Annotated in this window: 24 protein-coding genes; 11 read left to right on the forward strand and 13 right to left on the reverse strand. The window is 71.6% G+C overall.

The window, feature by feature from the left end; translation table 11 throughout:
• Positions 1-274: 274 nt before the first annotated feature.
• The 4 genes from ACWC9T_RS02730 to ACWC9T_RS02745 all read left to right on the forward strand — a co-directional run bounded on the left by ACWC9T_RS02730 (position 275) and on the right by ACWC9T_RS02745 (position 5,827).
• Complete coding sequence (locus ACWC9T_RS02730) at positions 275-1,069, forward strand: isoprenyl transferase (RefSeq protein ID WP_449819237.1); 795 nt, start codon at positions 275-277, stop codon at positions 1,067-1,069.
• Between the two features lie 225 nt (positions 1,070-1,294).
• Positions 1,295-2,629, forward strand: a complete 1,335-nt coding sequence (locus ACWC9T_RS02735) for a PhoH family protein (protein WP_449819238.1) — start codon at positions 1,295-1,297, stop codon at positions 2,627-2,629.
• A 450-nt stretch (positions 2,630-3,079) separates the two neighbouring features.
• Positions 3,080-3,820, forward strand: a complete 741-nt coding sequence (locus ACWC9T_RS02740) for an aggregation-promoting factor C-terminal-like domain-containing protein (protein WP_449819239.1) — start codon at positions 3,080-3,082, stop codon at positions 3,818-3,820.
• Between the two features lie 510 nt (positions 3,821-4,330).
• Entirely contained in the window at positions 4,331-5,827 is a 1,497-nt protein-coding gene (locus ACWC9T_RS02745; protein ID WP_449819240.1) for an AI-2E family transporter, read from the forward strand.
• Between the two features lie 201 nt (positions 5,828-6,028).
• On the opposite strand, the gene ACWC9T_RS02750 is transcribed toward ACWC9T_RS02745, so the two are convergent.
• Both ACWC9T_RS02750 and ACWC9T_RS02755 read right to left on the reverse strand, forming a co-directional pair.
• On the reverse strand, positions 6,029-6,559 hold the full coding sequence (locus ACWC9T_RS02750) for an alkyl hydroperoxide reductase (protein WP_396246840.1): 531 nt from the start codon (positions 6,557-6,559) through the stop codon (positions 6,029-6,031).
• A gap of 4 nt (positions 6,560-6,563) precedes the next feature.
• Positions 6,564-7,115 carry a peroxiredoxin gene (locus ACWC9T_RS02755; protein WP_270144493.1) on the reverse strand — a complete coding sequence of 184 codons (552 nt, stop codon included), beginning with the start codon at positions 7,113-7,115 and terminating at the stop codon, positions 6,564-6,566.
• A gap of 223 nt (positions 7,116-7,338) precedes the next feature.
• Here ACWC9T_RS02755 and ACWC9T_RS02760 point away from each other — a divergent pair, with 223 nt between their 5' ends.
• Complete coding sequence (locus ACWC9T_RS02760; RefSeq protein ID WP_449819346.1) at positions 7,339-8,259, forward strand: LysR substrate-binding domain-containing protein; 921 nt, start codon at positions 7,339-7,341, stop codon at positions 8,257-8,259.
• 22 nt (positions 8,260-8,281) lie between these two features.
• On the opposite strand, the gene ACWC9T_RS02765 is transcribed toward ACWC9T_RS02760, so the two are convergent.
• Positions 8,282-8,917 (reverse strand): TetR/AcrR family transcriptional regulator, encoded by a 636-nt coding sequence (locus ACWC9T_RS02765; RefSeq protein WP_449819241.1) that lies wholly within the window; start codon positions 8,915-8,917, stop codon positions 8,282-8,284.
• Between the two features lie 152 nt (positions 8,918-9,069).
• Here ACWC9T_RS02765 and ACWC9T_RS02770 point away from each other — a divergent pair, with 152 nt between their 5' ends.
• Positions 9,070-11,256, forward strand: a complete 2,187-nt coding sequence (locus ACWC9T_RS02770; protein ID WP_449819242.1) for an MMPL family transporter — start codon at positions 9,070-9,072, stop codon at positions 11,254-11,256.
• Positions 11,257-11,353: 97 nt separating this feature from the next.
• Here the strand turns inward: ACWC9T_RS02770 and ACWC9T_RS02775 are convergent, their stop codons facing one another.
• The 3 genes from ACWC9T_RS02775 to ACWC9T_RS02785 all read right to left on the reverse strand — a co-directional run bounded on the left by ACWC9T_RS02775 (position 11,354) and on the right by ACWC9T_RS02785 (position 17,487).
• Complete coding sequence (locus ACWC9T_RS02775) at positions 11,354-13,195, reverse strand: ATP-binding SpoIIE family protein phosphatase (RefSeq protein ID WP_449819243.1); 1,842 nt, start codon at positions 13,193-13,195, stop codon at positions 11,354-11,356.
• Positions 13,196-13,265: 70 nt separating this feature from the next.
• Entirely contained in the window at positions 13,266-14,030 is a 765-nt protein-coding gene (locus ACWC9T_RS02780) for a class I SAM-dependent methyltransferase (protein WP_449819244.1), read from the reverse strand.
• Between the two features lie 481 nt (positions 14,031-14,511).
• A complete protein-coding gene (locus ACWC9T_RS02785; protein WP_449819245.1) occupies positions 14,512-17,487 on the reverse strand; it encodes a BTAD domain-containing putative transcriptional regulator in 2,976 nt (991 codons plus the stop codon).
• A 214-nt stretch (positions 17,488-17,701) separates the two neighbouring features.
• On the opposite strand from ACWC9T_RS02785, the gene ACWC9T_RS02790 reads away from it, so the two are divergent.
• Positions 17,702-17,986 (forward strand): hypothetical protein, encoded by a 285-nt coding sequence (locus tag ACWC9T_RS02790; RefSeq protein WP_449819246.1) that lies wholly within the window; start codon positions 17,702-17,704, stop codon positions 17,984-17,986.
• Positions 17,987-18,240: 254 nt separating this feature from the next.
• Here ACWC9T_RS02790 and ACWC9T_RS02795 read toward each other — a convergent pair whose 3' ends face one another.
• Positions 18,241-18,444 (reverse strand): hypothetical protein, encoded by a 204-nt coding sequence (locus ACWC9T_RS02795; protein WP_449819247.1) that lies wholly within the window; start codon positions 18,442-18,444, stop codon positions 18,241-18,243.
• A gap of 137 nt (positions 18,445-18,581) precedes the next feature.
• On the opposite strand from ACWC9T_RS02795, the gene ACWC9T_RS02800 reads away from it, so the two are divergent.
• Positions 18,582-19,340 (forward strand): GntR family transcriptional regulator, encoded by a 759-nt coding sequence (locus ACWC9T_RS02800; protein ID WP_449819248.1) that lies wholly within the window; start codon positions 18,582-18,584, stop codon positions 19,338-19,340.
• Between the two features lie 63 nt (positions 19,341-19,403).
• Here ACWC9T_RS02800 and ACWC9T_RS02805 read toward each other — a convergent pair whose 3' ends face one another.
• The 3 genes from ACWC9T_RS02805 to ACWC9T_RS02815 form a co-directional block, all read right to left on the reverse strand.
• Positions 19,404-19,664, reverse strand: coding sequence for a Txe/YoeB family addiction module toxin (locus ACWC9T_RS02805; protein WP_449819249.1), 261 nt, complete (start codon positions 19,662-19,664; stop codon positions 19,404-19,406).
• A complete protein-coding gene (locus ACWC9T_RS02810) occupies positions 19,661-19,933 on the reverse strand; it encodes a type II toxin-antitoxin system Phd/YefM family antitoxin (RefSeq protein WP_355671070.1) in 273 nt (90 codons plus the stop codon). Before ACWC9T_RS02810 ends, ACWC9T_RS02805 begins: the two co-directional genes overlap by 4 nt.
• A 140-nt stretch (positions 19,934-20,073) precedes the next feature.
• Positions 20,074-21,741, reverse strand: a complete 1,668-nt coding sequence (locus ACWC9T_RS02815) for a fumarate hydratase (protein ID WP_449819250.1) — start codon at positions 21,739-21,741, stop codon at positions 20,074-20,076.
• 146 nt (positions 21,742-21,887) lie between these two features.
• Between ACWC9T_RS02815 and ACWC9T_RS02820 the strand changes: the two genes are divergently transcribed.
• Both ACWC9T_RS02820 and ACWC9T_RS02825 read left to right on the forward strand, forming a co-directional pair.
• Positions 21,888-22,655, forward strand: a complete 768-nt coding sequence (locus ACWC9T_RS02820) for a DUF1707 domain-containing protein (RefSeq protein ID WP_449819251.1) — start codon at positions 21,888-21,890, stop codon at positions 22,653-22,655.
• Positions 22,656-23,026: 371 nt separating this feature from the next.
• On the forward strand, positions 23,027-23,362 hold the full coding sequence (locus ACWC9T_RS02825) for a WhiB family transcriptional regulator (RefSeq protein WP_449819347.1): 336 nt from the start codon (positions 23,027-23,029) through the stop codon (positions 23,360-23,362).
• Positions 23,363-23,479: 117 nt separating this feature from the next.
• On the opposite strand, the gene glpX is transcribed toward ACWC9T_RS02825, so the two are convergent.
• Positions 23,480-24,520, reverse strand: a complete 1,041-nt coding sequence (gene glpX / locus ACWC9T_RS02830) for a class II fructose-bisphosphatase (RefSeq protein WP_033347645.1) — start codon at positions 24,518-24,520, stop codon at positions 23,480-23,482.
• 215 nt (positions 24,521-24,735) lie between these two features.
• Here glpX and ACWC9T_RS02835 point away from each other — a divergent pair, with 215 nt between their 5' ends.
• Positions 24,736-25,272 carry a DUF4245 domain-containing protein gene (locus tag ACWC9T_RS02835; RefSeq protein WP_449819252.1) on the forward strand — a complete coding sequence of 179 codons (537 nt, stop codon included), beginning with the start codon at positions 24,736-24,738 and terminating at the stop codon, positions 25,270-25,272.
• 75 nt (positions 25,273-25,347) lie between these two features.
• On the opposite strand, the gene ACWC9T_RS02840 is transcribed toward ACWC9T_RS02835, so the two are convergent.
• Both ACWC9T_RS02840 and ACWC9T_RS02845 read right to left on the reverse strand, forming a co-directional pair.
• A complete protein-coding gene (locus ACWC9T_RS02840) occupies positions 25,348-25,950 on the reverse strand; it encodes a malonic semialdehyde reductase (protein WP_449819253.1) in 603 nt (200 codons plus the stop codon).
• A 109-nt stretch (positions 25,951-26,059) separates the two neighbouring features.
• Positions 26,060-26,317, reverse strand: coding sequence for an exodeoxyribonuclease VII small subunit (locus ACWC9T_RS02845; RefSeq protein ID WP_449819254.1), 258 nt, complete (start codon positions 26,315-26,317; stop codon positions 26,060-26,062).
• Positions 26,318-26,347: the final 30 nt, after the last annotated feature.

The raw sequence follows: 26,347 nt of genomic DNA on the forward strand, positions 1-26,347 counted from the left end.
GGGAACCTGTCGCCCCGGGTCAAAAGTTGGACTAGACCATTGCCGGTCGTCAAGCATCGGACAGTCGGCTTACGGATTCCTTAAGGATTCGGAGACCGTTCCGTGTCCATGCGGTTTCGGCCCGGCGGCCCCCCGGACACGCGCGCCACGACAGACTTCGTACAGGACCGTGACCAGACCGCTACCTGCGGCTTTACCGTGCGCCAGCGCGCGGGAGTAGGCTGCGCCGGTGCGGTGACGCACCAGCTGAACGAGCACGGAGGGGCCGGGAGAAATGGGTCTGCGCGATGTCGCCGAACGGACGCCGGGGCTGCGCACCCTGCTGGGCGGGATGTACCGGCTGTACGGCCGCCGGGTCGAGGTCCACCTCGGCCGAACCCCGCACCACATCGGCGTGATCCTGGACGGCAACCGCCGCTGGGCCAAGGCCGCCGGCGGCTCCACCGCGTACGGCCACCAGCGCGGCGCCGACAAGATCAGCGAGTTCCTCGGCTGGTGCGACGAGACCCACGTCAAGGTCGTCACCCTGTGGATGCTCTCCACCGACAACCTGGACCGTCCGGCCGACGAACTGGTCCCGCTGCTCGGCATCATCGAGGACGCCGTCACCGGCCTGGCCGCCGCCCGCCGCTGGCGGGTCAACCCGGTCGGCGCGCTGGACCTGCTCCCGCAGCACACCGCCGACGTGCTCAAGCGCGCGGCCGAGGAGACCGCCGCGATCGACGGCATCACCGTCAACGTCGCGGTCGGCTACGGCGGCCGGCACGAGATCGCCGACGCCGTCCGCTCGCTGCTCCAGGAGCACGCCGGCCGCGGCACCCCGATCGAGGAACTGGCCGAGATCCTGACCGTCGAGCACATCGCCGAGCACCTCTACACCCGCAACCAGCCCGACCCGGACCTGATCATCCGCACCTCGGGCGAGCAGCGCCTCTCCGGCTTCCTGCTCTGGCAGAGCGCCCACAGCGAGTTCTACTTCTGCGAGGCCTACTGGCCGGCCTTCCGCAAGGTCGACTTCCTGCGCGCCCTGCGCGCGTTCGAGGAGCGGCACCGGCGGATGGGGCTCTAGGCCCGCCCCTGGGCCCCAGCCCCCGGAAATGACCGCCGTAGGGCTGGCCTACCCGGGCTGCGCGCGAGGCCAAACGTTCACCGGCAATGATCCGTCAGTTCGCCGGGGGCGCGAATGCACCGCTCCTCGCCTGGGAATACTCCAGTCAGTCCGGCCCCGAGGCCACCGGGGCAGCGGGGGCCGGCATGCCGCGGATGACGCAGGGTCATCCGCTCTGGAGGCCTAGTGGTCAGTTCCAAGAGCCGCCGGACACCAGACCGGCGCACGTACGTTCTCGACACCAGCGTGCTCCTGGCGGACCCTCTCGCCATGACCCGCTTCGAGGAGCACGAGGTCGTCCTCCCGGTGGTGGTCGTCACCGAGTTGGAGGCCAAGCGGCACCACCCGGAGCTGGGCTACTTCGCCCGCCAGGCGCTGCGACTGCTCGACGACTACCGCATCCGCCACGGCCGGCTCGACGAGCCGATCCCGGTCGGCGAACTCGGCGGGACGATCCGGGTCGAGCTCAACCACTCGGATGTCTCGATACTGCCGGTCGGCTACCGGGCCGGCGGCGGCGAGGCCGACACCCGGATCCTTGCGGTCGCCCGCAACCTGCAGGCCGAGGGCTACGACGTCACCGTCGTCTCCAAGGACCTCCCGCTGCGGATCAAGGCCAGCTCGGTGGGCCTGCTCGCCGAGGAGTACCGTGCCGAGCTCGCGATCACCTCCGGGTGGACGGGCATGTCCGAGCTGCACGTCGCGGCCGACCAGGTGGACGCCCTGTTCGCGGCCGGCCATGACGCCGCGGTGGACATCGACGGGGCCGCCGAGCTGCCGGTCCACACCGGATTGGTGCTCACCTCGGAGCGCGGCCGGGCGCTCGGCCGGGTCGCCGGCGACGGGCGGGTCCGGCTGGTGCGCGGTGAGCGCGAGGCGTTCGGGCTGCGCGGTCGCAGTGCCGAGCAGCGGGTGGCGCTGGACCTGCTGCTCGACCCGGACATCGGCATCGTGTCGATGGGCGGCCGGGCCGGCACCGGGAAGTCGGCGCTGGCGCTGTGCGCGGGGCTGGAGGCGGTGCTGGAGCGGAGGCAGCACCGCAAGGTGATGGTCTTCCGGCCGCTGTACGCGGTCGGCGGCCAGGAACTCGGCTACCTGCCGGGCACCGAGGCGGAGAAGATGGGCCCCTGGGCGCAGGCGGTCTTCGACACCCTGTCCGCCGTCACCACCCCGGACGTGATCGAGGAGGTCATCGCCCGGGGGATGCTGGAGGTCCTGCCGCTGACCCACATCCGGGGGCGCTCGCTGCACGACGCCTTCGTGATCGTGGACGAGGCCCAGTCGCTGGAGCGGAACGTCCTGCTGACGGTGCTGTCCCGGATCGGCCAGGGCTCGCGGGTGGTGCTCACCCACGACGTGGCGCAGCGGGACAACCTCCGGGTCGGCCGGTACGACGGTGTGGTGGCGGTGGTGGAGAAGCTGAAGGGTCATCCGCTCTTCGCTCACATCACGCTCACGCGCTCGGAGCGTTCGCCGATCGCGGCGCTGGTCACGGAGATGCTGGAGGACATCCACCCGTGAATCGTCCCTGACCTAGACATAGTCGGACAATGAGGTCAACTCGCGGTGCGGGGCCCGTTCCTGGCGGATCGGGCCCCGTCCCATTCATCACATCGAGTGCTTTCTGTCCGAAGAACTCCCGTACGGCGAATGTGACATGCGCCACGTGAGCGGGAATTGCGTCGACAGTGCCCGGTACGGCATGGTGAGGGTTCTGTCAGGCCCCGCGTACGGCGCGGCAGGGCTTCCGGACCCCGGAGGTCCGGCCCCGGAAAGTCCGCCAACTCCGGTCGGTGGACGCACAATTGAAGACCGATGAGCCGTACGCCGCCCGATTCCAACGCCCGGTCGCCTCACCTCGGCCGGACGCCGGGCCAGCACCTCCCGTGACCAGAGCATCTGCGGAGGTCCGCGCCAAGGGGCATGTTGCGCCCGTACGGTCACGCATGGGCGATGCTGGAAGGAAACCATGTGACTCGGATCTCGGTCCGGGGAGTTGCTGTGGCCTCCGCCACCGCCGTCACCGCTGTCGGTGCCGTCGTGGGTATGGCCTCGGGCAGCGAGGGCAAGACCATGCAGACGGTCGACGTCGCCGGCGCGACCCTGCTTGCCGAAGTCCCCTCTGGCGCCCAGGCGCAGACCATCAGTGACAACATCGGCCAGCAGGCATCCGCCCAGCAGGCCTCCGCCGACGCCGCCGCCAAGGCCGCTGCCGAGCAGAAGGCCGCCGAGGAGGCCGCGCGCCAGAAGGCCGCCGCGGACGCCCAGGCGAAGGCCGACGCCCAGGCGAAGGCTGACGCGGACAAGGCCGCCAAGGCCGCCGCCGACCAGCGCGCCGCCGCCGACGCCGCCGCCAACCGCTCCAAGGCGCGTTCGGCGATGACCGCGGTGGACAACAGCGCGCCGCCCGTCTCGGTCAGCCCCGGCTCCGTCCAGGACATGGCCCGGCAGATCGTCGGCAACGACACCCAGTTCCAGTGCTTCAGCCAGATCGTGAAGCGCGAGAGCGGCTGGGACTACACCGCGACCAACAGCGGCTCCGGCGCGTACGGCCTGGTCCAGGCGCTGCCCGGCTCCAAGATGGCCTCGGTCGGCGCCGACTGGCGCACCAACCCGGCCACCCAGATCAAGTGGGGCCTCAACTACATGAACGACCGCTACGGCAGTCCCTGCGGCGCCTGGTCGTTCTGGCAGGCCCACAGCTGGTACTAGGGCGCCCTTTGCTCTGAAGGTGGCCGCCGCCCCCGGGCGGCGCACCCCGCACGGCCCCCGGCCGCTCGTCCCGTTCGACGAGCGGCCGGGGGCCGTGGCGTTTCCCCGTCGCGATGTCGCCGGGGGGCGGGTGGCGGGAAAGGCGGGCCGCGCCGCCCGGGCTGCGCTGACCAGTGCGCCCGCGGGCGGTGCGGTCCTGGGTGCGGACGCGGGGCGCGGGAAGGGGTCCTGGTTGCTTCCCGCACCGGCCGGTCCGCCGGCGGTTGGCTCGACTGGGACGAGCGGGACGACCCGCGTGTCCCGTTCGGACTCCTCCCCAGCGGCGTGTGGACGAAACCACCGGTAATGCTGCGATTTGTCCAAGGACGAGGAATGAGGAGATCGAATCGAACCCCCTGGGGGCGGACTCGTCCGGCCCCCGCCGGGTAGCGTCATCCCTGACGGCCGTGGCGGGACCCACGGCGTACCGCCGGTCTCGGCGGACACAGCGGGGAAGCGGCGGTAGCGAGGATGGCGCGGGGCGGAAAGGCCTTCAAGGCCGTGGCCAAGGGCATGGCCGTGGTGGCAAGCGCGGCCGCCGTGATCGAACGGCGCCGACGCGCCGCGATGGCGGCCGACCCGCACGAGCTTCCCGCCCTGGCCCTCGCCGAGGTGCCCGGACCGGTCCCGGTACCGCGGGCCGACCCGGCCGCCGAACCCGTCGAGAACGCGACGGTCACGGCCACCGTGCCCGCGGCGGCGGCCCCGGTCGCTCCGCCCGCACCGGCCGCGAACGCCGCGAACGCCGCGAACGTCGGGCTCGGTCGGGAGTACCACCCGGGCCGGCCCGCCACCCCCGCCGAGGCGGTGCCCTGGGGACTGCGCGTGGCCGCCGAGTCGACCTGGCGGCTGCTGCTGCTCGGCGCCGCGCTGTACGTCGTCTTCTACGTCGTCGACATGCTGCGGCTGGTCGCATTCTCGGTGCTGGCCTCGCTGCTGATCACCGCGCTGCTGGAGCCCTCGGTCTCCTGGCTGCGCCGGCACGGCGTACCGCGCTCACTCGCGGCGGGCGGGGTGTTCCTGAGCGGTCTGGCCGGGATCGGGCTGGTCGGCTGGTTCGTGGTCTGGCAGGTGACCACCAACCTGCCGGACGTCACCAACCAGGTGAAGACCGGCGTCAACCAGCTGCGGGACTGGCTGGTCACCGGACCGCTGCACCTGACCCAGCAGCAGATCACCGACTTCGCCAACCAGATCACCAAGGCCATCACCACCAACACCGACCAGCTCACCTCGGCCTCGATCACCGGCGCGCAGATCGCCGTCGAGGTGCTGACCGCGCTGCTGATGACCTTCTTCACCACCTTCTTCTTCCTCTACGACGGAGCGAAGATCTGGAACTGGGCGCTGCGCGGCCTGCCCCGGCACTCCCGCTTCGCGATGGCCGGCGCCGGCCCCAAGGCCTGGATCACCCTCACCGCGTACGTGCGCGGCACGGTCGGCGTGGCCTTCATCGACGCGGTCTGCATCGGTACCGGCATCGAGCTGCTCGGCGTCCCGCTGGCCGTGCCGCTGGCCGTGATCATCTTCCTGGGCGCCTTCGTCCCGCTGGTCGGCGCCCTGATCACCGGCACCGTCGCGGTCCTGATCGCCCTGGTCACCCAGGGGCCGTGGACGGCGCTGATGGTGCTGCTGGTCCTGATCGCGGTGATGCAGATCGAGAGCCACATCCTCCAGCCGCTGATCCTCGGCCGGGCCGTCCGGGTCCACCCCCTCGGCGTGGTCCTCGGCGTCGCGGCCGGCAGCATCATCGGCGGCATCGGCGGCGCGGTGGTCGCCGTCCCGCTGATCGCCGTCACCAACACCGTGATCACCCATCTCCGCCGCCGCAACGAGGCCGGCCAGGCCGTCTTCACCGCCCTCGAAGCCGCCCGCGAAGCCGCCGAACGCACGGCGGCGACCCAGCCGGCGACTCAGCCGGCCCGGCCTGCTCCGGCGGCTCCGGCGGCGGAGCCCGCCACGGACTAGCCCATCCGGCCGGACAGCACGCGTTGATCTGGACGCCCCCACCGCTCTCCGGATGGTCGGACAACTCGGTTCCCCCCTCGGGCCGAATGTGTCGTGCGCGGATCGCCTTGCGCGGTAGCGGAGTTGGGAATGCCCGGGGTGGGGAAACGCTGACGGGCCCCTCCGGAGGCGGAGGGGCCCGTCAGCGGGGTGCCGGGTGTGTCAGGCGAGGGCGGCCTCGGAGTCGAGGACGCCGGCCACGGCCTGCAGGACGGCGGCGATCTTCATGGAGGCCTGGATGACCTCGCGATCGACGCCGGCCTTGCGCAGGACGGCCTCGTGCGAGTCGAGGCACTGGCCGCAGCCGTTGATGGCCGAGACCGCGAAGCACCAGAGCTCGAAGTCGACCTTCTCGACGCCCGGGGTGCCGATGATGTTCATCCGCAGACCGGCGCGCATCGTGCTGTACTCCTTGTCGGAGAGCAGGTGCAGCGTCCGGTAGTAGACGTTGTTCATCCCCATGATCGCGGCCGCGCCCTTGGCGGCGGTGTACGCCTCCGGGGAGAGGTTGGCCTTGGCCTCGGGCTCCAGTTCACGCAGCAGGCCGGGGCTGCGGGTGGCCATCGCGCAGGACAGCACGGTGCCCCAGAGCTGCTGGGCGGGGAGGTCGGAGTTGCCGATGACCGAGCCCAGGTTGAGCTTGAGGTCCTTGGCGTAGTCCGGGAGGGCGGCCTTGAGGTCGTCGAGGGCCATGGGGTCAGCCCGCCAGGAGGGCCTGGGCGTCGAGGGTGTCCTCGCCCTTGTTCCAGTTGCACGGGCACAGCTCGTCGGTCTGCAGGGCGTCCAGCACCCGCAGGACCTCCTTGGGGTTACGGCCGACGGAGCCGGCGGTCACCATGACGAACTGGATCTCGTTGTTCGGGTCGACGATGAAGACGGCGCGCTGGGCGGTGCCGTCCTCGCCCTCGACGCCGCAGGCGCGCATCAGGTCGTGCTTGATGTCGGCCAGCATCGGGAACGGCAGGTCGCGCAGGTCCTTGTGGTCCTTGCGCCAGGCGTGGTGCACGAACTCGGAGTCGCCGGAGACGCCGAGGATCTGGGCGTCACGGTCGGCGAACTCGTCGTTCAGCTTGCCGAACGCGGCGATCTCGGTCGGGCAGACGAAGGTGAAGTCCATCGGCCAGAAGAAGACGATCTTCCACTTGCCCTCGTAGGTCTTGTGGTTGATGTCGGCGAAGGCGCTCGCGGCGTCCAGGTCAACGCAGGCCTTGAGGTCGAACTCGGGGAACTTGTCACCGATCGTGAGCACGTTCGCTTCTCCAGAACATGAGGCTGAGGGGAGTTTCGTCCGGATTCCGGACACGCCCCACGATTCCACATCGTGGACTGATCAGGGAAATAGCTACACTGGATGTGTCTGATCGGAGATTGCTATCAGTACTGAAACGCCCACGTCCCGGCCCGCCGCCCGCAGGTCCACCGCCGCCAAGTCCGATCCGGCTGTGGCGGGCGCCTCGGTCCGCAGCCCGCGGATGCCGACGGTCGCCCAGCTCAGGGCGTTCGTCGCGGTGGCCGAGCACCGGCACTTCCGGGAGGCCGCCGCCGCGACCGGGACCAGCCAGCCGGCGCTGTCCGGGGCGGTCGCGGCGCTGGAGGAGTCGCTGGGCGCGCAGTTGGTCGAGCGTACGACGCGCAAGGTGATTGTCACCCCGCTGGGGGAGCGGGTGCGCGAGCACGCCCGTCGGGTGCTGGCCTCCCTCCAGGCGCTGACCGAGGAGGTCGAGGCCGCCCGCCGGCCGTTCACCGGGCCGCTGCACCTGGGCGTGATCCCGACCGTCGCGCCCTACCTGCTGCCCCTGGTGCTGAAGCTGGTGCGCGACCGGTTCCCGGAGCTGGAGCTGCACGTCCACGAGGAGCGCACCCCCTCGCTGCTGGAGGGCCTGGCCGCCGGGCGGCTGGACGTACTGCTGCTCGCGCTGCCGGCCGGCGGGGCCTCGCCGACCCGGGACATCCCACTGTTCGACGAGGACTTCGTCCTGGTCGCCCCGCCCGGGCACCCGCTCGCCGGGCGGATCGACGTCCCGCGTGACGTGCTGCTCGACCTGGACGTGCTGCTGCTGGAGGAGGGTCACTGCCTGCGCGACCAGGCGCTGGACATCTGCCGTGAGGTCGGCGCCGACCCGGTCGGCTCCACCACCCGCGCGGCCGGGCTGTCCACCCTGGTCCAACTGGTCGCCGGGGGCCTCGGGGTGACCCTGTTGCCCGCGACCGCGCTGGAGGTCGAGGCCGGCCGCACCGACCGGCTGGCCGCCGTCCGCTTCGCCGATCCGGCGCCGGGCCGCCGGATCGGGCTGGCCACCCGCCCGGGCTCGGCCCGCAGCGCGGAGTACGAGCGCTTCGCGGCCGCGCTGCGCGAGGTGCTGGTCGAACTGCCGGTCCGGATCGTCGCCTAGGGCCTGCCTACGGTGAACGGCGTCAGGTGCCGCGGCCGACCGTGGCCGGGGCGCCCAGGCAGAGTCCGACCGTCGTGGCCACCAGCAGGTCCAGCGCCCGCAGGGTGTCCGGGTCGGCGGGCTCGCCGGAGGCGTGCCGGGTGAGGTGGCGGGCCGTCAGGCCGTCGAAGCCGCTGAGGAAGTGGACGGCGATCTCGTGGGCGGGCATGGCCAGGGTCAGTCCGTGGTCGGTCGCGAGGGCGGCGAGCATCTCGGTGGCGGTGCCCTCGATCGCGTGGTCCAGCCCGAGCATGATCTCCTGCACGTCCGGGTCGCGCATCGCCAGTGCCGAGAACTCGCTGAGCAGCACGCAGCGCCCGTCCTCGCCGGTGGCGGCTTCCCAGAGCGCGTGCACCAGGGTGCGCACCTGCTCGCCGAACGGGCCGTCGCCCGGGGACGCGGCGCGCACCTGGCCGATGAACTGGGCCGCCACCTCCTCGACGACGGCCCGGTAGAGGTCCTTCTTGGTGCCGAAGGTGTAGTGCACCGTCGCCTGTGCCACGCCCAGTTCGGCTGCGATCGCGCGGGTGCTGCCGGCGGCGACCCCTTCCCGGGTCATCAGGTCGATTGCGGCCCGGACCAGCTGTGGTCGGCGTTCGGAGGCGGGGACATGAGCCATTCAGCCAGGGTAGCGCCATGGTCGGGCAACTGTGTCGGTGAACTGCGTCGAACGATTTTGTCGTCCAACTTTGTCACTCGACAAACTTGGGTCTACCGTGGGAGGGGTCCGCTCAGGCAGCCGCCTGTCCGACGATCCGACCGAGGGAACCCATGGCCACGTACCTGTATCGGCTGGGCCGCTACTGCTTCCGGAGACGGCGAGCCGTGCTGGCCGTCTGGATCGCCCTGCTGATCGCGATCGGCGGGGCCGCGGGGGCCTTCGCGGGCCGGACCAGCGACGAGTTCAAGGTCCCCGGCACCGAGGCCCAGAGCACCCTGGACAAGATCAAGGGCACCTTCCCGGCGCAGGGTCACGGCTCCGCGCAGGTCGTCTTCGTCGCCAAGGACGCCGGCGGCATCGCGACGCCCGGGGCGGGCAAGGCGGTCGGCGAGGCCGTCGGCCGGATCGCCCACGTCCCGGGCGTGGCCGCGGTGCCCGACCCGTACGCCACCGGCGCCGTCTCCCCGGACGGGAAGGTCGCGATCGCCCTGGTCTCCTTCGACCACAAGCTCGCCGAGGTCACCGACCAGCAGCGCGACGCCGTGAAGGCGGCCGCCGAACCGGTCCGCGCGGCCGGGCTGGACGTGGCCTTCGGCGGTGACGTCTACAACAAGCTGGCCCAGATCGAGGGCGGCTCCGAGTCGATCGGCCTGGTGGTGGCCGGGTCGGTGCTGGTGATCACTCTGGGCACGCTGGTCGCCGCCGGACTGCCGCTGCTGACCGCGCTGGTCGGCGTCGGCGTGGCCATGGGCGGGCTGCTGGCGCTCACCGGCTCGTTCGAGATCATCACCACCGCGCCGGTGCTGGCCCTGATGGTCGGCCTCGCGGTCGGCATCGACTACGCGCTGTTCATCCTCTTCCGGCACCGTCGCAACCTGGACGAGGGCCTGGAGGAGGAGGAGGCCGCCGCCCGGGCCACCGCGACCGCCGGCAGCGCCGTGGTCTTCGCCGGCCTGACCGTCGTCGTGGCGCTCGCCGGGCTCGCCGTGGCCGGCGTCCCGTTCCTCACCGTGATGGGGTTGGCCGCCTCCGGGGCCGTGGTGGTCGCCGTCCTGGTCGCGATCACCCTGCTGCCCGCGGTGCTCGGCTTCGCCGGCCGCGCGATCGACCGGCTGCCGGTCTGGAAGCGGGCGCTGACCATGCACGGCAGGACCACCACGGGCGAGCGCTGGGCCCGCTTCGTGGTCCGCCGCCCGCTGCCCGTGCTGCTGGTCGGCCTGGCCGCGCTGGGCGCCCTCGCGGTGCCCGCCGCGAGCCTCGACCTCGGCCTGCCGGGCGGCGGTTCGCAGGCCGCCGGGACGGACGCCCGCAAGGCGTACGACCTGGTCAGCGAGAGCTTCGGCCCGGGCTTCAACGCACCGCTGGTGGTCGTCGTGGACGCCCATGACTCGCCCCGGCCCGAGCAGGCGGTACAGGGCGTGGCCGGGAAGCTGCAGACCCTGAAGGGCGTCAAGACGCTGCTGCCGCCGACCGTCGACCAGGCCAGCCGGACCGCCCTGGTGCCGGTCATCCCGCAGACCGGCCCGGACCACGCGGACACCAAGGCGCTGGTCAACGAGATCCGCGACCAGCGCGCCGAGCTCAGGTCCGCGACCGGCGCGAGCATCGCCGTCACCGGCACCACCGCCGCCAACATCGACGTCTCCACCAAGCTCGGCCAGGCCCTGCCGCCGTTCGTCGCGGTGATCGTCGGCATCGCCCTGGTGCTGCTGGCGCTGGCCTTCCGCTCCGTGCTGGTGCCGCTCAAGGCGGTGTTCGGCTTCCTGCTCAGCATCGTGGCCTCGCTCGGTGCGGTGGTCGCGGTCTACCAGTGGGGCTGGCTGGACGGCCTGATCGACGTGCCCAAGGTCGGCCCGGTGGTCAGCTTCGTGCCGATCCTGCTGATCGGCGTGCTGTTCGGGCTGGCGATGGACTACGAGCTGTTCCTGGTCTCCGGGATGAAGGAGCAGTACGTCCACGGCAAGGAGCCGCGCGAGGCGGTCGTCGGCGGGGTGAAGGGCGGCGCCCGGGTGGTGACCGCGGCCGCGCTGATCATGATCTCGGTGTTCGGCGCCTTCGTCTTCGGCCACGACCCGATCGTCCAGCCGATCGGCTTCGCCCTCGCGGTGGGCGTGCTGGTGGACGCCTTCGTGGTGCGGATGGCGTTGGTGCCGGCCGCGATGGCGCTGTTCGGCAAGGCGGCCTGGTGGTTCCCGAAGCGGCTGGAGAAGGTCGTGCCGAAGGTCGACATGGAGGGCGAGCAGCTCGTCGCCCGGCTGGAGGAGCGGCGGCCGGCGAAGGAGCCCGCCGGGGTGTGACGACCCCTTCGACGCGCCCGGGGGGACCCGCTCCCGCCGGGCGCCCGGCTGTTCCGGGGCTATTTCAAGGCTGTTCCACGGTCGTCATGGCGAACGGCTACTGGGGCAGCCGCTGCTCGAACCAGACCACCTTGCCGGTGCCCAGCCGGGTGGCGCCCCAGCGGTCCGCACACCGGGCCACTATCTGCAGCCCGCGCCCGCGTTCGTCCTCCGGACCGGCACGGCGCGGCCGCGGCAGCAGCGGGCTGTCGTCGCCGACCTCGCAGCGCAGCCGGGTGGTGCGCACCAGGCTCAGGGTGACCGGTCGGGTCGCGTGCTGGACGGCGTTGGTCACCAGCTCGCTGACCATCAGCTCGGTGGCCTCGCTCAGCTCGTCCAGCCCCCAGCGGCGCAGCGTGTGCGCGGCCAGCCGGCGCGCCCGGCCGGGCGTCTCGTTGCGCGGCTGCAGGTACCAGTGGGCGACGTCCCCGGCCGGGATGCCGTCGAAGCAGGCGCCGAGCAGGGCGATGTCGTCGCCCCGGTCCCCGGGCGGCAGGATCCGCAGCGCCTCCTGGCACAGCTGCTCGGGGGACTGCCAGCGCGCGGCGGCGATCCTGGCCCGGAGCACCTCCAGGCCGTCGCTGATCGCCCGGCTGCGGGTCTCCACCAGGCCGTCGGTGAACAGCAGCAGGGCCGATCCGGGCGGTGCGGGCAGTTCGACGGAGTTGAAGTCCACCCCGCCGACCCCGATCGGCGCCCCGGAGTCCAGCTCCACCAACTCGGCGGTACCGTCCGGGCGGACCAGCACCGGCGGGACGTGCCCGGCGTTGGCCAGCACCACCCGGTTGGCGATCGGGTCGTAGACCGCGTAGACGCAGGTGGCCAGGTGCTGTTCGCGGCCGAGCCGCTGGGCCTGCTCGTCCAGGTGGTAGAGCACCTCGTGCGGCGGCAGGTCCAGGGCGGCCAAGGTCTGGGCGCTGGTGCGTAGTTGGCCCATGATGGCGGCCGAGGTGAGCGAGTGGCCCATCACGTCGCCGACGATCAGCGCGACCCGGTTGCCGGGCAGCGGCACCGCGTCGTACCAGTCGCCGCCGACCTGCGCGCCGCGCTCGCCGGGCAGGTAGCGCTGGGCGAGCCGGACGCCGTGCGGCTGCGGCAGCCGCAACGGCAGCATGCTGCGCTGGAGTTCGTTGGCTATCTCCCATTCGCGGGCGTACCGCAGCGCGGTGTCCACCGCCAGCCCGGCCTGGGTGGCCAGGTGCGCGGCGGTCGCGGTGTCGGCCGCGTCGAAGGCCGGGCGGCCGGTGCGTTCAGGGGGACGGCGGATCAGCACCAGCAGCCCCAGGACGGCCTTGCGGCCGCGCAGCGGCAGGGCGAGGACCGAGGTGCCGGCGGCCAGCCGGGCCAGCCCGCGGGTGCCGTACAGCTCGCGCAGCAGCGTCTCGGTGCGCTCGGCGGCGGGCGTGCCCAGGAGGGCCGACTCGGCCGGACGGCGGCTCAGCAGGACGTGCGCGAGCGCGCCGCCGCGGGTGACCGGGACGGCCGGGCCCGGGTCGGCGGTGGAGCGGGAGCCGTACCGGGAGCGGTGCCGGTCGTCCACGCCGCCCTTGCGGCCGCGGCGACCGATCCGGGTGCCGGTGCTGTGGTGGATCCGCAGCTCCTCCGGGAAGCCGGGCTCGCGCTCGACGTTGGGCAGCGGGTCGCGCAGGTGGACGACGGCCGCGTCGGCGAGGGTCGGGACCAGCACCCGGCCGATGTTGCGCAGGGTCGCGGACAGGTCGAGGGCGCTGTTGATCCGCCGGGTCGCCGCGTCGAGGTAGGCGAGCCGGTCCGCCACCTCGGCGCGGTCCGGCCCTGCCGTCGGCGGCTTCGCCGGGGCCTGCACCCGGGCCGGGACCTGGCGGCGCTGGCCCGGGACGGCGGGCGGCTGCTCCGCCTCGGTCTTGAGCTGGTCGCGCACGGCTGCCTGTCCTGGATTCGGTGTGGTCGGTGGGTGTGCTGGTCGGTGGGCGTGCTCGTCGATCGGTTGATCAGCCGACGCGTCGACAGCACAGGAACAGCTGTTCCTCCGGCGGCAGCGTGGTGCTGGCCGGCGCGTACGGATGCCCCGAGCACTCCTCGACGGCGAAACCGGCCGCGACCAGAACCCGTTCCAGATCCTCCCTCAGATACCCACTGATCCGCAGCTCTCTGCCAAGGAACGGAAGCGGAACGTGATCCAGGTCGGCCTCGACCATACCGAGTGCCAGCAGTCCGCCCGGCCGCAGGAGTTCGCGCAGCCGACCGAGCGCGGTCGGGATCTCGTCCTGCGGCAGCAGGATCAGCGAGAAGAACGCGGTGACGGCGGCGAAGCCGCCGTGGCCCTCCGGACCGAGGCCGGGGGCGCCCCAGACCCGGTCGGCGCGCTCGGTGGCCAGATCGTACAGGTCGATCCGATGGAAATCGGGCGGGCACGGGCCGGGGTGGTTCGCCCGGCGGGCCAGCGCGAGCATCACGTCCGAGAGGTCCACCCCGGTCACCCGCAGCCCGCCGGCGGTCAGCTGGCGGACGGTCGGCTCGCCGGTGCCGCAGCCCACGTCCAGCACCCGGGCCCCGGGTTCGAGTGCGGCGAGCAGCCGCTTCCCGCACTCCAGCTGCCCGTCCTTGGCCGGGAAGGCCTCGCCGTACCCGGCGCCGATGGTGTCGAAGGCGACCGCCTGCAGGGCCCGCGTCGCACGGCGCCGCCGCACGTCGGGTTCGTCGTCGCCGGCGTCCTCGCCGACGGGGAACGAGTCCGATATCTGTCCGGTCGTCACGTTGAGAGGCACCCTTCCACCCGTGGCCTCCGGTCGGCTCCTCCGCAGCCTCGCGGCCGCTGCCGGTGGCGGTACGTCACGCTCCCCGCATCACACAGACGCACTGCACCCCGACACGTTGCCGGCGGACACTCGTGTGCGCACTGGCATCTGAGAATATGCGTGATCACTGCGTCATGGGGTCCCTTTCCAGCCAACTCGTCATGCTTGGGCCGATGTGGGCTAGCTTCTCGGAAGCACTGCGGTGCGGGCGAGGGTGGTGCGCCGGGCCCGCGCGCCGGACGACGCGCCGGGGTGGCGGCGCTGACCTGCGGTTTCGCCGGTCCGCAGGCTGACAATCAGACGTTTATCGAACGTCAATCGGTTGGGTGCAGAGTTGAGTCCAGCGCCGGGGAAGCGTTGAGGGCGCTCCCGCAGCCGGGGGGCTGCGGGAGCGCCGACGCGCGGATCGGGGGAGGTGCTCCGCTGGGGGGCGGAGGCCTTACGGCGCGGGGGGAGAAGAGAAGGGCTCGGTGTGCTGTCGGGAGATGAGGTCCGCCACGGGGGAGGCCTCTGGCACACCGAGCCGCGTGAAGATCGCGTGCGCCTCCTGGAGACAGGCGAGCCCGCGGGCCGGCTGGGCCAGGGCGAGCAGCGCCTCGCCGAGGGCGGCGTTGGCCAGGCCTTGGCAGTAGGCGAAGTCCATCTCCTGGGCGATCGCCAGCGACGCGCCGGCGGCCTCGGCGGCCTCGGTGTGCTGCTCGGCGGTCAGCAGGGCGGAGGCCAGGCGGGCCAGGGCGTAACCCTCCCAGAGGGGGTTTCGCTGGGACTGGTAGAGCTGGTGGGCCTCGCGCAGGGACTCGACGGCGGCCCCGGGGTCGTGGGTGGAGGAGAGCACCACACCGAGCTGGTAGAGCGTCTGGGCGAGTAGCGGGCCGTTCTTGGACTCCCGCGCTGCGGCGACACCTTCGCTGGCGGACTGGACCGCAGTTTCGGCCATGCCGAGCCGGTGCTGCACCCGGGCCATGTTGCTGACGACCCGCGCCTCAAGGATCGGTGCGCCGACGGCCTGGCTGGTGGCGCGGGCCTGTTCGAGGAATCCCAGGGCCTCGGCAGGACGGTTGCCCACGTTCAGGATCACGCCCAGCATGTTGGCCGTGGCCAGCAGTAGGACGGTCGGCTCGTCCGACGCCTGGTGGTCCAAGCTTCGGCGGAGGGACTGCTCGGAGCCCTGGAAGTCGCTGGTGACGGACTGCAGGGTGCCGAGCGCGAAGTACACCCGGGCGATCCCGGGCGAATCGTCACGGCGCTGGGCGTCCTCGCCGATAGCCTCCAGGAGCGGGACCACACGCGGACCGCGGGTCGGATCCGGGTCGATGCTGAACAGGTAGGTCAGCAGGTCGACGGCCGCGCGCTGTAGCGTGCCGGGGCCGGTCGCGGCGGCCTCGGAGGCGCTGAGCAGCAGGGCACCCTCGGTCCGGAGCCAGTCCTGTGCGGCCTGGCTCGTCGGTAGGTCGAGGCCCGGAGAGGTGAGCGCGGTCAACAGTTCCGGCAGCAGGTCGTCCGGCTCGATGACCTGTGCCGCGTTGCGGACGGTCGGGATGAGTAGGTCGAGCAGCCGCATGACTGCCCGCTCTTGCTCCTCGGTGTCGCCGATCCGCTCGTTCTGCCGCTGGGCGTAGAGGCGGAGCAGGTCGTGGTAGCGGTAACGGCCAGGGGTGAAGCACTCCAGCATGTTCGCCTCGACCAGGGCCTCGGCGAGGTCCTCGGCGATGTACTCGTCCACGCCGAGCAGCGCGGCCGCTGCCGCCAGCGGGATGTCGGGGGAGTCGATCAGGGCGAGCATCCGAAAGGCGCGGGCCTCGGCCGCGGACAGCTGTCCGTAGCCGAGCCCGATGGTCGTCTCCACGGCGAGGTTGCCGAGCTGGAGTTCGTCCAGTCGCCGTCGTTGGTCGGCTAACCGACTGGCCAGGTCGGAGACGCTCCAGCGCGGGCGGCTGGCCAGCCGGGCGGCGGCGATCCGGACGGCCAGCGGGAGGAAGCCGCAGGCGGTGACCACTTTCATGGCCGCCTCCGGCTCGGCGGCGACCCGCTGCTCGCCGACGATGGCCGAGAACAGCGCCAGCGCCTCGTTGGGGGTCAGCTCCTCGACGTCGAACAGCTGGGCGCCGGGGATGCCGGCCAACCGGGAGCGGCTGGTGGCGAGCACGGCGCAGCCGGAGACGCCGGGGATGAGCGACTGGATTTGCTCGGCGTCGCGTGCGTTGTCGAGCAGGATCAGCATCCGGCGGTTGGCGAGCAGGGACCGGTAGAGGGCGGCACGCTGTTCCAGCGAGTCGGGGCTCTCGGTGACGCCGAGCGCGTGCAGGAAGTCGCCCAGGACGACCACCGGGTCGGCCGGCGAGACGCCGGCTCCGCGCAGGTCGACGTACAGCTGCCCGTCCGGGAATTCGGCGCGGACACGGTGGGCGACATGGACTGCGAGGGTGGTCTTGCCGACCCCGCCGATGCCGGCCAGCGAGGTGACCACCACGGCTTGGCCGGTGGCGTTCATCAGGACTGCGGAGAGGTCGCCCACCAGCTCCGATCGGCCGCTGAAGTCGGAGACGTCGGCGGGGAGTTGGGCCGGGGCCGGACGTGCGACCGGACCGTCCTCGCGGGCGGCGGGGGCGGGTACGGCGGGGAGGACGAGCTCAGGGTCGGCGGCGAGGATGCGGGTGTGCATCCTGGACAGGCCGGTGCCGGGTTCGACTCCGAGTTCCTCGATGAGCAGCTTGCGGGTGTCGGTGTAGACGCCGAGCGCCTCGGCCTGGCGCCCGCAGCGGTACAGCGCCAGCATCAGCAGTTCGCGCAGGCGCTCGCGCAGCGGGTGTTCGGCCGTCAGGTTGTTGAGTTCGCCGACGATCTCGGCGTGCAGACCGATCTCGAGGGCGGCGGCGCACAACTCCTCGGCGGCGGCCACCTGGCGTTCGGCGAGCCGCAGCCGCTGGGCGTCGGCGTAGGGGCCGGGGATGCCGGTGAGCGGACGGCCGCTGAACAGGTCCAGAGCCTGAACGAGCAGCCGGTGTGCTTCGCGTTTGTCGCCCGAGGTGCGGGCCGCTGCGGCCTCGGCGGAGAGCCGCTCGAAGACCGCCAGGTCGAGGGCCTCACCCGGGATGCGCAGGGCGTAGCCGTCGGCGACCGATACCAGCAGTTCGGCGGGTCGACGAACCTCACGCCGGGGCTCGATGACGGAGCGTAGACGGGAGACGTAGGTGCGCAGCGCGGCGACGGCCTGGGTCGGCGGGCGGTCGCCCCACAGGGCGTCGACCAGGTCCTGGGTGGTGACCGGGCGGCCGGAGTGCAGCAGGAGGGCGGTCAGAACAGCCTGCTGCTGGGGGGAGCCGAGGGAGAGGGGTCTGCCGTCGAGCCAGGCCTGGACCGGACCGAGGACTTGGAAGCGCAGCGCAGAGCTCTGCGGCGTCTCCCGAAACTCCATGAGGTCCCCCGATGGCCTGTGGTGTCGATTCCGTGAAAGGGCGCTCGGCGGTCCGCCGCGGTGGTTCAGCTTAGGCGGGCGCCCGACTCTGCCGGACGGCGCCGCAAGCCGCACGATGTTTATCGGACATTTAATCAACCTTACGATACTGTCCCCGCGCCCGCGCCACAGAGGCCGGGCTGGACACAATTGATGACCGAAAGGCGGCCGCCCAATGGCCAACGACCAGAGCGAGACCCCGGTGGCGTCGACGCCCGAGAACGGGACGAAGACCGAGGCCCCGGCCGCCGCTGTGGAGGCGGGCAAGGCTGTCGAGGGCGCGGTGGCCGCGTCCTCGAACCCGACCGAGTACGCCGCGCCGACCGACGCGGAGAAGAACGCGTTCGAGAACGGCCCGTTCGGTGACGAGGGCCAGTACATCGAGGAGCCCGCCCAGCCGGCCGCCGGCGAGCCGGGTAGCCCGCGCAAGCCGGAGAGCGTCGTCGGCGGCCACCCGTAAGCCGTGCCGACCGAGTGCCCCCGTGCCCCCGTCCGGGCGCGGGGGCACTGTTGGTTATGTGCGCGCCAATTCGTGTGCGGGTCCATCCCGGTGGCCGATTCCCGTCCGTGGTGCACGCATGGTGACCGGCGTCATCCGTAACGTGCCCGGCGGCGGGTGCACGGCGTTCCGGAATTCCGGATTCACCGGGGGGATTGCCCCGGACCCGAATGACATGGTTTGCGTGGATTTTTCCGCAATTCCCGGTGCTGATCTCATTCAGCTGAATCGCGGGGCCTCGGCGCGGGCGAGACGTGATGCGGTTCGGCGGTCCATTCGCGGCCGCCGCCCTCGGGGCGCAGGTAGTGCTCGCCGCCGATGGTGTCCATGTAGATGCCGGTGCGTCCGGTCCTCCGGTCGAGGACGAGTTCACCCGCCTGCGGCCGGTAGGCCGGGGCGTTGCGCTGTCGGGTGCTCACCGTGCTGCTCCTCGCTCTCGTGCGCGACTGGCCAGCATCTCTAGAGAAGCTAATATCTCTAGAGATGTCAACGGTCGTATCTCCTTACCGGCGGCCGCGGGCGCGCCTAGGATTTGTCCGAGGGAGAGGGAGCGGCGATGACCAGCAGCGGTGGCGACAAACAGCCCAAGTACCAGCGGATCGCGGACTCCCTGAGGGCGGCCATCGACGACGGCCGCTACCGCGCGGGCGACCGGCTGCCCGGTGAGAACGACCTCATGGACGAGTACGGCGTGGCCCGGATGACCGCCCGCCAGGCGCTCGGGGTGCTGCAGAGCGAGGGCATCGCGGAGGCCCGCCGGGGCGCGGGGGTGTTCGTCCGGGACTTCCGGCCGCTGCGCCGGCGCGGCATCCAGCGGCTGGCGCAGGGGCAGTGGGGCTCCGGCCGGTCGATATGGTCGGCGGACATCGACAATCGCAGCCTGGTGGTCGACCAGGTGTCCGTCACCGAGCAGGGCGCGCCCGAGCACGTGGCCCGGGTGCTGGGAGTGGATCCGGGTGCGCCGATGTGCGTACGGCACCGCCGGTTCGTCCTGGACGGCAAGCCGGTGCTGCTCTCCACTTCCTACCTGCCCGCCGTACTGGTCGCGGGCACCGCCATAACCCGCGAGGACACCGGCCCCGGCGGCACCTACGCCCGGCTGGCCGAGATCGGCGCCAAGCCCGTCCACTTCCGCGAGGAGGTCCGCTCCCGCATGCCCGGCGCCGAGGAGGCCGCCCGCCTCGAACTCTCCGCGGGTACCCCGGTCATCCTGATCTGCCGCACCGCTTTCGCAGACGAGGGGCAGGTCGTCGAGCTCAACGAGATGATCCTCGACGCCGCCTCCTACGTCCTGGAGTACGACTTCGACGCGTGAAACGGGCAGCGAAACCGCCCCAGTCTGGGTGTGCGACCGGGGCGGTTGAAGGGCTTGCGGATGCTACTGGTAGTGGTAACGAGCCTTGAGGATCATCACTTCCTTCTCGTCGGCCCGGTACACCAGGCGGTGTTCGTCGTCTATCCGGCGCGACCAGTAGCCGGCCAGGTCGCCCTTCAGGGGTTCGGGCTTACCGATCCCGCCGAACGGGTCGCGCTGAGTCTCACCGATCAGGCGGGTGATCCGCTGAGCCATCTTCCGGTTCGACCCGAGCCAGAAGAGGAAGTCCTCCCAAGCGTCCGGGTCGAAGCGGACACTCCTCACACCTCACCTGCCAGAGCTTCCAGTTCCTCCAGGGTCCTGGTGAGGCCGGGGTGGCCGGCCTTGTCGCGGGCGACAGCTGCCATGAGTCGCTGGGCGTTGGCGGGAGAGCGCAGGAGATAGATCGTCTCCTGCCACGAGTCGTAGTCCTCGGCGGACATGAGGACCGCGTCCCCGCTCTTTGAGGTGATTCTTATCGGGGCGTGGTCGTCGTTGACCTTCTTGATCAACGGGAAGAGTTGGGTGCGTGCCTCGCTCGCGCTGATCGCCATCGCCATGCCCTCCATGCTCGTCCCTGGTTTCGGTACCACGATGGTACGAGTTTTACGTACCGCCTGCCACGGTATTGCGGCTATGTAAGACGCCCCGGTCGCGGCATGCGCGACCGGGGCGGCCAAGGGTCGGGTAGCGGCTACTCCCTGGAGCGGATCCGCAGGTTGGTGATCAGCGGGCCCTCGGTGGTCTCGCGGAAGAAGTCGTTGCCCTTGTCGTCGACGACGATGAAGGCCGGGAAGTCCTCGACCTCGATGCGCCAGACGGCCTCCATGCCGAGTTCGGCGTACTCCAGCACCTCGACCTTCTTGATGCAGTCCTGGGCGAGGCGGGCGGCCGGGCCGCCGATGGAGCCGAGGTAGAAGCCGCCGTGCGTGGCGCAGGCGTCGGTGACCTGCTTGCTGCGGTTGCCCTTGGCGAGCATGACCATCGAGCCGCCGGCGGCCTGGAACTGGTCGACGTAGGAGTCCATCCGGCCGGCCGTGGTCGGGCCGAAGGAGCCGGAGGCGTAGCCCTCGGGGGTCTTGGCCGGGCCGGCGTAGTAGACCGGGTGGTCCTGGAGGTACTTGGGCATGCCCTCGCCGGCGTCCAGGCGCTCCTTGATCTTGGCGTGGGCGATGTCGCGGGCGACCACCAGGGTGCCGGTGAGCGAGAGCCGGGTCTTCACCGGGTACTTGGAGAGCTCGGCACGGATCGCGGACATCGGCTGGTTGAGGTCGACGCGCACCACGTCGTCGTCAAGGTGCTCGTCGGTGGTGTCCGGCAGGTACTTGGCCGGGTCGGTCTCCAGCTGCTCCAGGAACACGCCCTCGGCGGTGATCTTGCCGAGCGCCTGGCGGTCGGCGGAGCAGGAGACGGCCATCGCGACCGGCAGCGAGGCGCCGTGGCGCGGCAGTCGGACCACGCGCACGTCGTGGCAGAAGTACTTGCCGCCGAACTGGGCGCCGATGCCGATCTTCTGGGTCAGCTCGGTGACCTTGGCCTCCAGCTCCAGGTCCCGGAAGCCGTGGCCGGTCTTGGCGTTGCCCGAGGTCGGCAGGTTGTCCAGGTAGTGCGCCGAGGCGTACTTGGCGGTCTTGAGCGCGAACTCGGCGCTGGTGCCGCCGATCACGATGGCCAGGTGGTACGGCGGGCAGGCGGCGGTGCCGAGCGAGCGGATCTTCTGCTCCAGGAACGAGAGCATGCTCGCCTCGTTCAGGATGGCCTTGGTCTCCTGGTACAGGTACGACTTGTTGGCGGAGCCGCCGCCCTTGGCCATGAACAGGAACTTGTACGCGTCGCCGTCGGTGGCGTACAGCTCGATCTGGGCCGGCAGGTTGTTGCCGGTGTTCTTCTCGTCCCACATGGTCACCGGGGCCATCTGGGAGTAGCGCAGGTTGAGCTTGGTGTACGCGTCGTACACGCCGCGCGCGATCGCGGACTCGTCGCCGCCCTGGGTCAGAACGTTCTGGCCGCGCTTGCCCATGACAATGGCGGTGCCGGTGTCCTGACACATCGGCAGGATGCCGCCGGCCGAGATGTTGACGTTCTTCAGCAGGTCGAGCGCCACGAAGCGGTCGTTCGGGCTGGCCTCCGGGTCGTCCAGGATGCGGCGCAGCTGGGCGAGGTGGGCGGGGCGCAGGTAGTGCGAGATGTCGTGCATCGCCTCGGCCGTGAGCAGCCGCAGCGCCTCGGGCTCGACCTGGAGGAAGGTGCGACCGCCGGTCTCGAAGGTGGAGACACCCTCGGAGGTCAGCTTGCGGTACGGGGTCGGGTCAGCGCCCAGGGGGAGCAGGTCGCTGTACTCGAAGTCTGGCGTGGGAGCCATCGGGGCGGTCCTTAGGTGTCCAGTGATCCGGCTGCGTCGGCGAAGCACCATCCAGGGTAGGACCCGCCGATCGCGCGCATGCGGACAGGTGAGCCTTGCGTGACGGGGCTCACTCGGGCAGCAGTGCGAGCGACTAGGCTTGGGCCGTGGACAACTTGCCGTCGCAGGACGATCCGGGGCAGCCGCCCGTGCCGGCTCCCGTACCGATGACCAAGCCCGAACTCAAGCCCCAGCTCAAGCCCGAGACCAAGCCGCAGCCATCGCACGCCCCGGTCGCAGAGGCGGAGATGCGGGTCTCGGACGCCGACCGCGAGCGGGTCGCGGAGCTGCTGCGGGACGCCTACGCCGAGGGTCGGCTGGACGCGGACGAGCACGCCGAGCGGATCGGGGCCGCGTACGCCGCCAAGACCTTCGGTGACCTGGTGCCGCTGACCCGGGACCTGCCCACCCACCGCCCGCTGTCCTTCGAGAAGCCGCCGCTGGACGCCACGGCGCCGGCCCCCGCGTCGCCCTCGCTGCCGCCCGCGCGCCAGGAGGCGCCGTCGGTGGTGGCGATCTTCGGTGGCGCCGCCCGCAAGGGCCGCTGGCGGGTCGGCTCGCACCTGACCGCGTTCACCATGTTCGGCGGGGTGGAGATCGACCTGACCGACGCGGTGTTCGAGTCCCCCGAGGTGGAGATCACCGTCACGGCGATCTTCGGCGGGGTCGAGGTCCGGGTGCCGGAGAACGTCAGCCTGCACGGCTCCGGGGTCGGCATCTTCGGCGGGTTCGACGTCCGCGAGCAGACCGCGGCGGACCCGTACGCTCCGGTCGTGCGGGTCAAGGGCGTTGCCCTGTTCGGGGGTTGCAACGCCGAGCCGCGCCGGGGCAAGAAGCTCAAGGAGTGGGTGCGCAAGCAACTCGGCACCGAATAGCCGGGGTTGACCTGCCGAGTGCCTGGCCGGGGAGCAACTCCCGGGCGGGCGCTCGGCGTTGCGATCAGTGCACTCCGTAGTCGATTGCGTGCAGTGTGCATGAATCCCGACCGGGTGGGGTAGGTCATCCCGCACATCGCTTCTTGTACGGCTGCGCACCGGAGGCGGCCCAAGCGGCCGGTCCGGAGGGTTGGACCAGCGGGGGCTCGCAGCCGGGCAGGGGAGCGAGGTTCCCCGTGTCCGAGAGCCTCGTCAGGAGTACGGCCGTGCTGCATCCGATCGAGTCCCGCCCCGCCTCGCCAGTCGCCGCCGCCCAGTTGTTGGAGCGTCGTCCGGCCGTCCGCCCGCAGTCGCAGCCCCCGAGTGGCACCGTGGGCACCGCAGTGGGCGCCGCTGCGGGCGAGGACAATCCCTGGCACACCGGTGCGGCCTGTCGGCGGGACGAGGCGGGGCTGTTCTTCGCGCCCTCCAAGGAGCCGACGGCGGCCCGGCTGTCGCGCGAGGAGCAGGCCAAGCAGGTGTGCGCCCGGTGCCCGGTGCTGCTGGAGTGCCGCGAGCACGCGCTGGTGCAGCCGGAGCCGTACGGGGTCTGGGGCGGACTGACGGCCGCCGAGCGGCGGGTGGTGCTGGCCCGGCGCCGTCGGCGGGACGCGGAGCTGCGCGAGGCGGCCCGGGTCACCACCGCCCGGAGCCGGATAGCCGGGTGACGGCGGGCCGAAGACGGGACCGGGGGGCTCCCTCCAGGGCGGTCGGAAACGGGGCGCGGCCTCGGCGGAGGGGGATTCCGCCGAGGCCGCGCGCGGCCCGAAGCCGTTCCGCGTGGGTCAGTTGGCGCGGTCGAAGTCGATCGCGCTGTAGGCCCGCAGCTTGGACAGCTTGTGGACGGAGTTGATCTCGCGGATCGTGCCGCTCTTGGACCGCATCACCAGCGAGCTGGTGGTGGCGGTCTCCGAGCGGTAGTGCACGCCACGCAGCAGCTCGCCGTCGGTGATGCCGGTGGCGACGAAGAACACGTTCTCGCCGCTGACCAGGTCGTTGGTGGTGAGCACCCGGTCCAGGTCGTGCCCGGCGTCGAGGGCCTTCTGCCGCTCGGCGTCGTCCTTGGGCCACAGCCGGCCCTGGATCACGCCGCCCATGCACTTCATCGCGCAGGCCGCGATGATGCCCTCCGGGGTGCCGCCGACGCCCATCAGCAGGTCGACGCCGGTGCCCTCGCGGGCGGCCATGATGGCGCCGGCCACGTCGCCGTCGGAGATGAACTTGATCCGGGCGCCCGCCTCGCGGATCTCCCGGACCAGGCCGTCGTGGCGCGGGCGGTCGAGCACGACCACGGTGACGTCCTCGACGGCGCTGCCCTTGGCCTTGGCGACCCGGCGGATGTTGACGGCCGCCGGGGCGGTGATGTCGACGAACTCGGCGGCCTCGGGGCCGGCCACCAGCTTGTCCATGTAGAACACGGCGCTGGGGTCGAACATGGTGCCGCGGTCGGCGACGGCCAGCACGGCCACCGCGTTGTTCATGCCCTTGGCGGTCAGCGTGGTGCCGTCCACCGGGTCCACCGCGACGTCGCACTCGGCGCCGGTGCCGTCGCCGACCCGCTCGCCGTTGTAGAGCATCGGGGCTTCGTCCTTCTCGCCCTCGCCGATGACGACCACGCCGTTCATCGAGACGGTCGAGACGAGGGTGCGCATCGCCTTCACGGCGGCACCGTCCGCGCCGTTCTTGTCGCCGCGGCCGACCCATCGGCCGGCGGCCATGGCGGCTGCCTCGGTGACCCGGACGAGTTCGAGCGCGAGGTTCCGGTCCGGAGCCTCGGGCGCGACTTCCAGGGCACTGGGGAGGTGGTGCGGGTACTGCGTGGTCATCGTCGTTACCTCTCTGTACGCGACGGCCAGTGAGCGCCCGACTACTGCCTGGTCGAACGCCGTGGTGAGGGTTATGCGATCGTATCTGCCCACGAGATGACTGTCTGTGGCGCGGGTCGCCGCCCTGTGGCGAAAAGCACCGGTTCGTCCGGCTTCACCCGTACGTGGACACCCCGGGTGGCCCCGCCGGGATGTGGATGAGTCACCATGTGGGGGTGGCTGCAGAGAGCAAGGGCATGAGGGGTCGGCAGACCGTACGGGACATGGTCCTGTCGATGCTGGCGGTCGGTTTCGTCGTCTGGATCGGGTACCTGTTCCTCCCGCACGACGCCAACGGTGACCCGGTGCACGTGGTCGAGTACAAGGTGGCGGCGGCCACGGCGAAGCGTGCCGCACCCTATCCGCTGCTCGCCCCGGAGGGGCTGTCCGACAAGTGGCGGGCCACCTCGGTCAGTTACACCCCGGCCGATCTGAACCCCGGCAAGGGTAATGCCTGGCACCTGGGCTTCGTGACGCCCTCCGGCCAGTACGCGGCGGTCGAGCAGGCGGACGTGCCGCGCGAGAAGCTGGTGGCCGACAAGGTCGCCGGCGGGCAGCCGGACGGCACCTCGGACGCCGCCGGGCGCACCTGGGACCGGGTCCAGGGCGAGAAGGACCGCGCGCTGATCGCGCAGACCGGCTCGGCGACCACCGTGATCACCGGCACCGCCTCCTACGAGGAGCTGGCCGAGCTGGCCCGGGCGCTGAAGTAGAGCGGGCCCCGCGCAACGCGGAGGGCCCGCACCGGACGAACCGGTGCGGGCCCTCCGTCGTTCTGCCGTCGCGGGTCAGACGGTGGTGACGACCTGGTCGTACTCCAGGCGCGGGGAGCGCGGGAACCAGGCGTCGTCGCCCGGCTTGCCGATGTTGACCACGGCCAGCACCGAGTGCTCGCCGTCGCCGAAGAACTCCTTGTTGATGCCCTCGGCGTCGTAGCCGGTCATCGGGCCGGCGGCCAGGCCGGCGGCGCGCACGCCGATGATGAAGTAGGCGGCCTGCAGAGCGCCGTTCAGTGCGGCGGACCGCTCGCGGACGGCGCGCTCCGAGAAGAACACGTCCTTGGCCTGCGGGAAATGCGGGAACTGGGTCGGCAGTTCCTCGTGGAACTCGTTGTCCGCGGCCAGGACGGCGACCAGCGGCGCGGTCGAGGTCTTGGCCTTGTTGCCGTCCGCCATGTGCTGGACGAGGCGCTCGCGGCCCTCGGCGGAGCGGACCAGGACGACGCGCAGCGGCTGCTGGTTGAAGGCGGTCGGACCGTACTTGACCAGGTCGTAGATGGCCTGGACCTGCTCCTCGGTGACCGGCTCGTCGGTGAAGGTGTTCGCGGTGCGGGCCTCGCGGAACAGCAGGTCCTGAGCGGCGGCGTCGAGTACCAGGGCGTCGGTGGTCATGCTTCTGCACCTCATGCGGGAGGGGGTTCGTCGGAGTGACCGGCGCGGCCGATCACTTCCTCCAACATAGGTGAAGATTCAACGATTCCCCAAGCGATTGTGACCCGCGTCACTCCTCGTCGGGCGCTCCGCCCTCCTCGGCGGCCAGCGCGGCATCCAGCCGGGCCCGGGCGCCGTCCAGCCAGCGCTGGCAGACCTTCGCCAGCTGCTCGCCGCGCTCCCACAGCGCCAGCGACTGCTCCAGGGAGGTGCCGCCGTTCTCCAGCTGCCGGACCACGTCCAGCAGCGCGTCCCGGGCGTGCTCGTAGCCCAGCGCCTCGTCCGGGGCCGGCGCCGCCGCGTCCTGCTGCTCCTGCTGCTCTGCCATGCGTGCCAGCGTAGGGGCTGGCGCCGACAG

The organism is Kitasatospora sp. NPDC001159 (genome assembly GCF_053598235.1).

Bases quoted from the DNA above. Each gene is read 5' to 3' on its own strand.
- ACWC9T_RS02760 (WP_449819346.1), top strand. From the start codon at position 7,339: ATGCCGACGGTCGCCCAGCTCAGGGCGTTCGTCGCGGTGGCCGAGCAC.
- ACWC9T_RS02730 (WP_449819237.1), top strand. From the start codon at position 275: ATGGGTCTGCGCGATGTCGCCGAACGGACGCCGGGGCTGCGCACCCTG.
- ACWC9T_RS02815 (WP_449819250.1), bottom strand. From the start codon at position 21,741: ATGGCTCCCACGCCAGACTTCGAGTACAGCGACCTGCTCCCCCTGGGC.
- ACWC9T_RS02800 (WP_449819248.1), top strand. From the start codon at position 18,582: ATGACCAGCAGCGGTGGCGACAAACAGCCCAAGTACCAGCGGATCGCG.
- ACWC9T_RS02790 (WP_449819246.1), top strand. From the start codon at position 17,702: ATGGCCAACGACCAGAGCGAGACCCCGGTGGCGTCGACGCCCGAGAAC.
- ACWC9T_RS02745 (WP_449819240.1), top strand. From the start codon at position 4,331: ATGGCGCGGGGCGGAAAGGCCTTCAAGGCCGTGGCCAAGGGCATGGCC.
- ACWC9T_RS02750 (WP_396246840.1), bottom strand. From the start codon at position 6,559: ATGGCCCTCGACGACCTCAAGGCCGCCCTCCCGGACTACGCCAAGGAC.
- ACWC9T_RS02765 (WP_449819241.1), bottom strand. From the start codon at position 8,917: ATGGCTCATGTCCCCGCCTCCGAACGCCGACCACAGCTGGTCCGGGCC.
- ACWC9T_RS02840 (WP_449819253.1), bottom strand. From the start codon at position 25,950: ATGACCACCGACGCCCTGGTACTCGACGCCGCCGCTCAGGACCTGCTG.
- ACWC9T_RS02845 (WP_449819254.1), bottom strand. From the start codon at position 26,317: ATGGCAGAGCAGCAGGAGCAGCAGGACGCGGCGGCGCCGGCCCCGGAC.
- ACWC9T_RS02810 (WP_355671070.1), bottom strand. From the start codon at position 19,933: ATGGCGATCAGCGCGAGCGAGGCACGCACCCAACTCTTCCCGTTGATC.
- glpX (WP_033347645.1), bottom strand. From the start codon at position 24,520: ATGACCACGCAGTACCCGCACCACCTCCCCAGTGCCCTGGAAGTCGCG.
- ACWC9T_RS02770 (WP_449819242.1), top strand. From the start codon at position 9,070: ATGGCCACGTACCTGTATCGGCTGGGCCGCTACTGCTTCCGGAGACGG.
- ACWC9T_RS02785 (WP_449819245.1), bottom strand. From the start codon at position 17,487: ATGGAGTTTCGGGAGACGCCGCAGAGCTCTGCGCTGCGCTTCCAAGTC.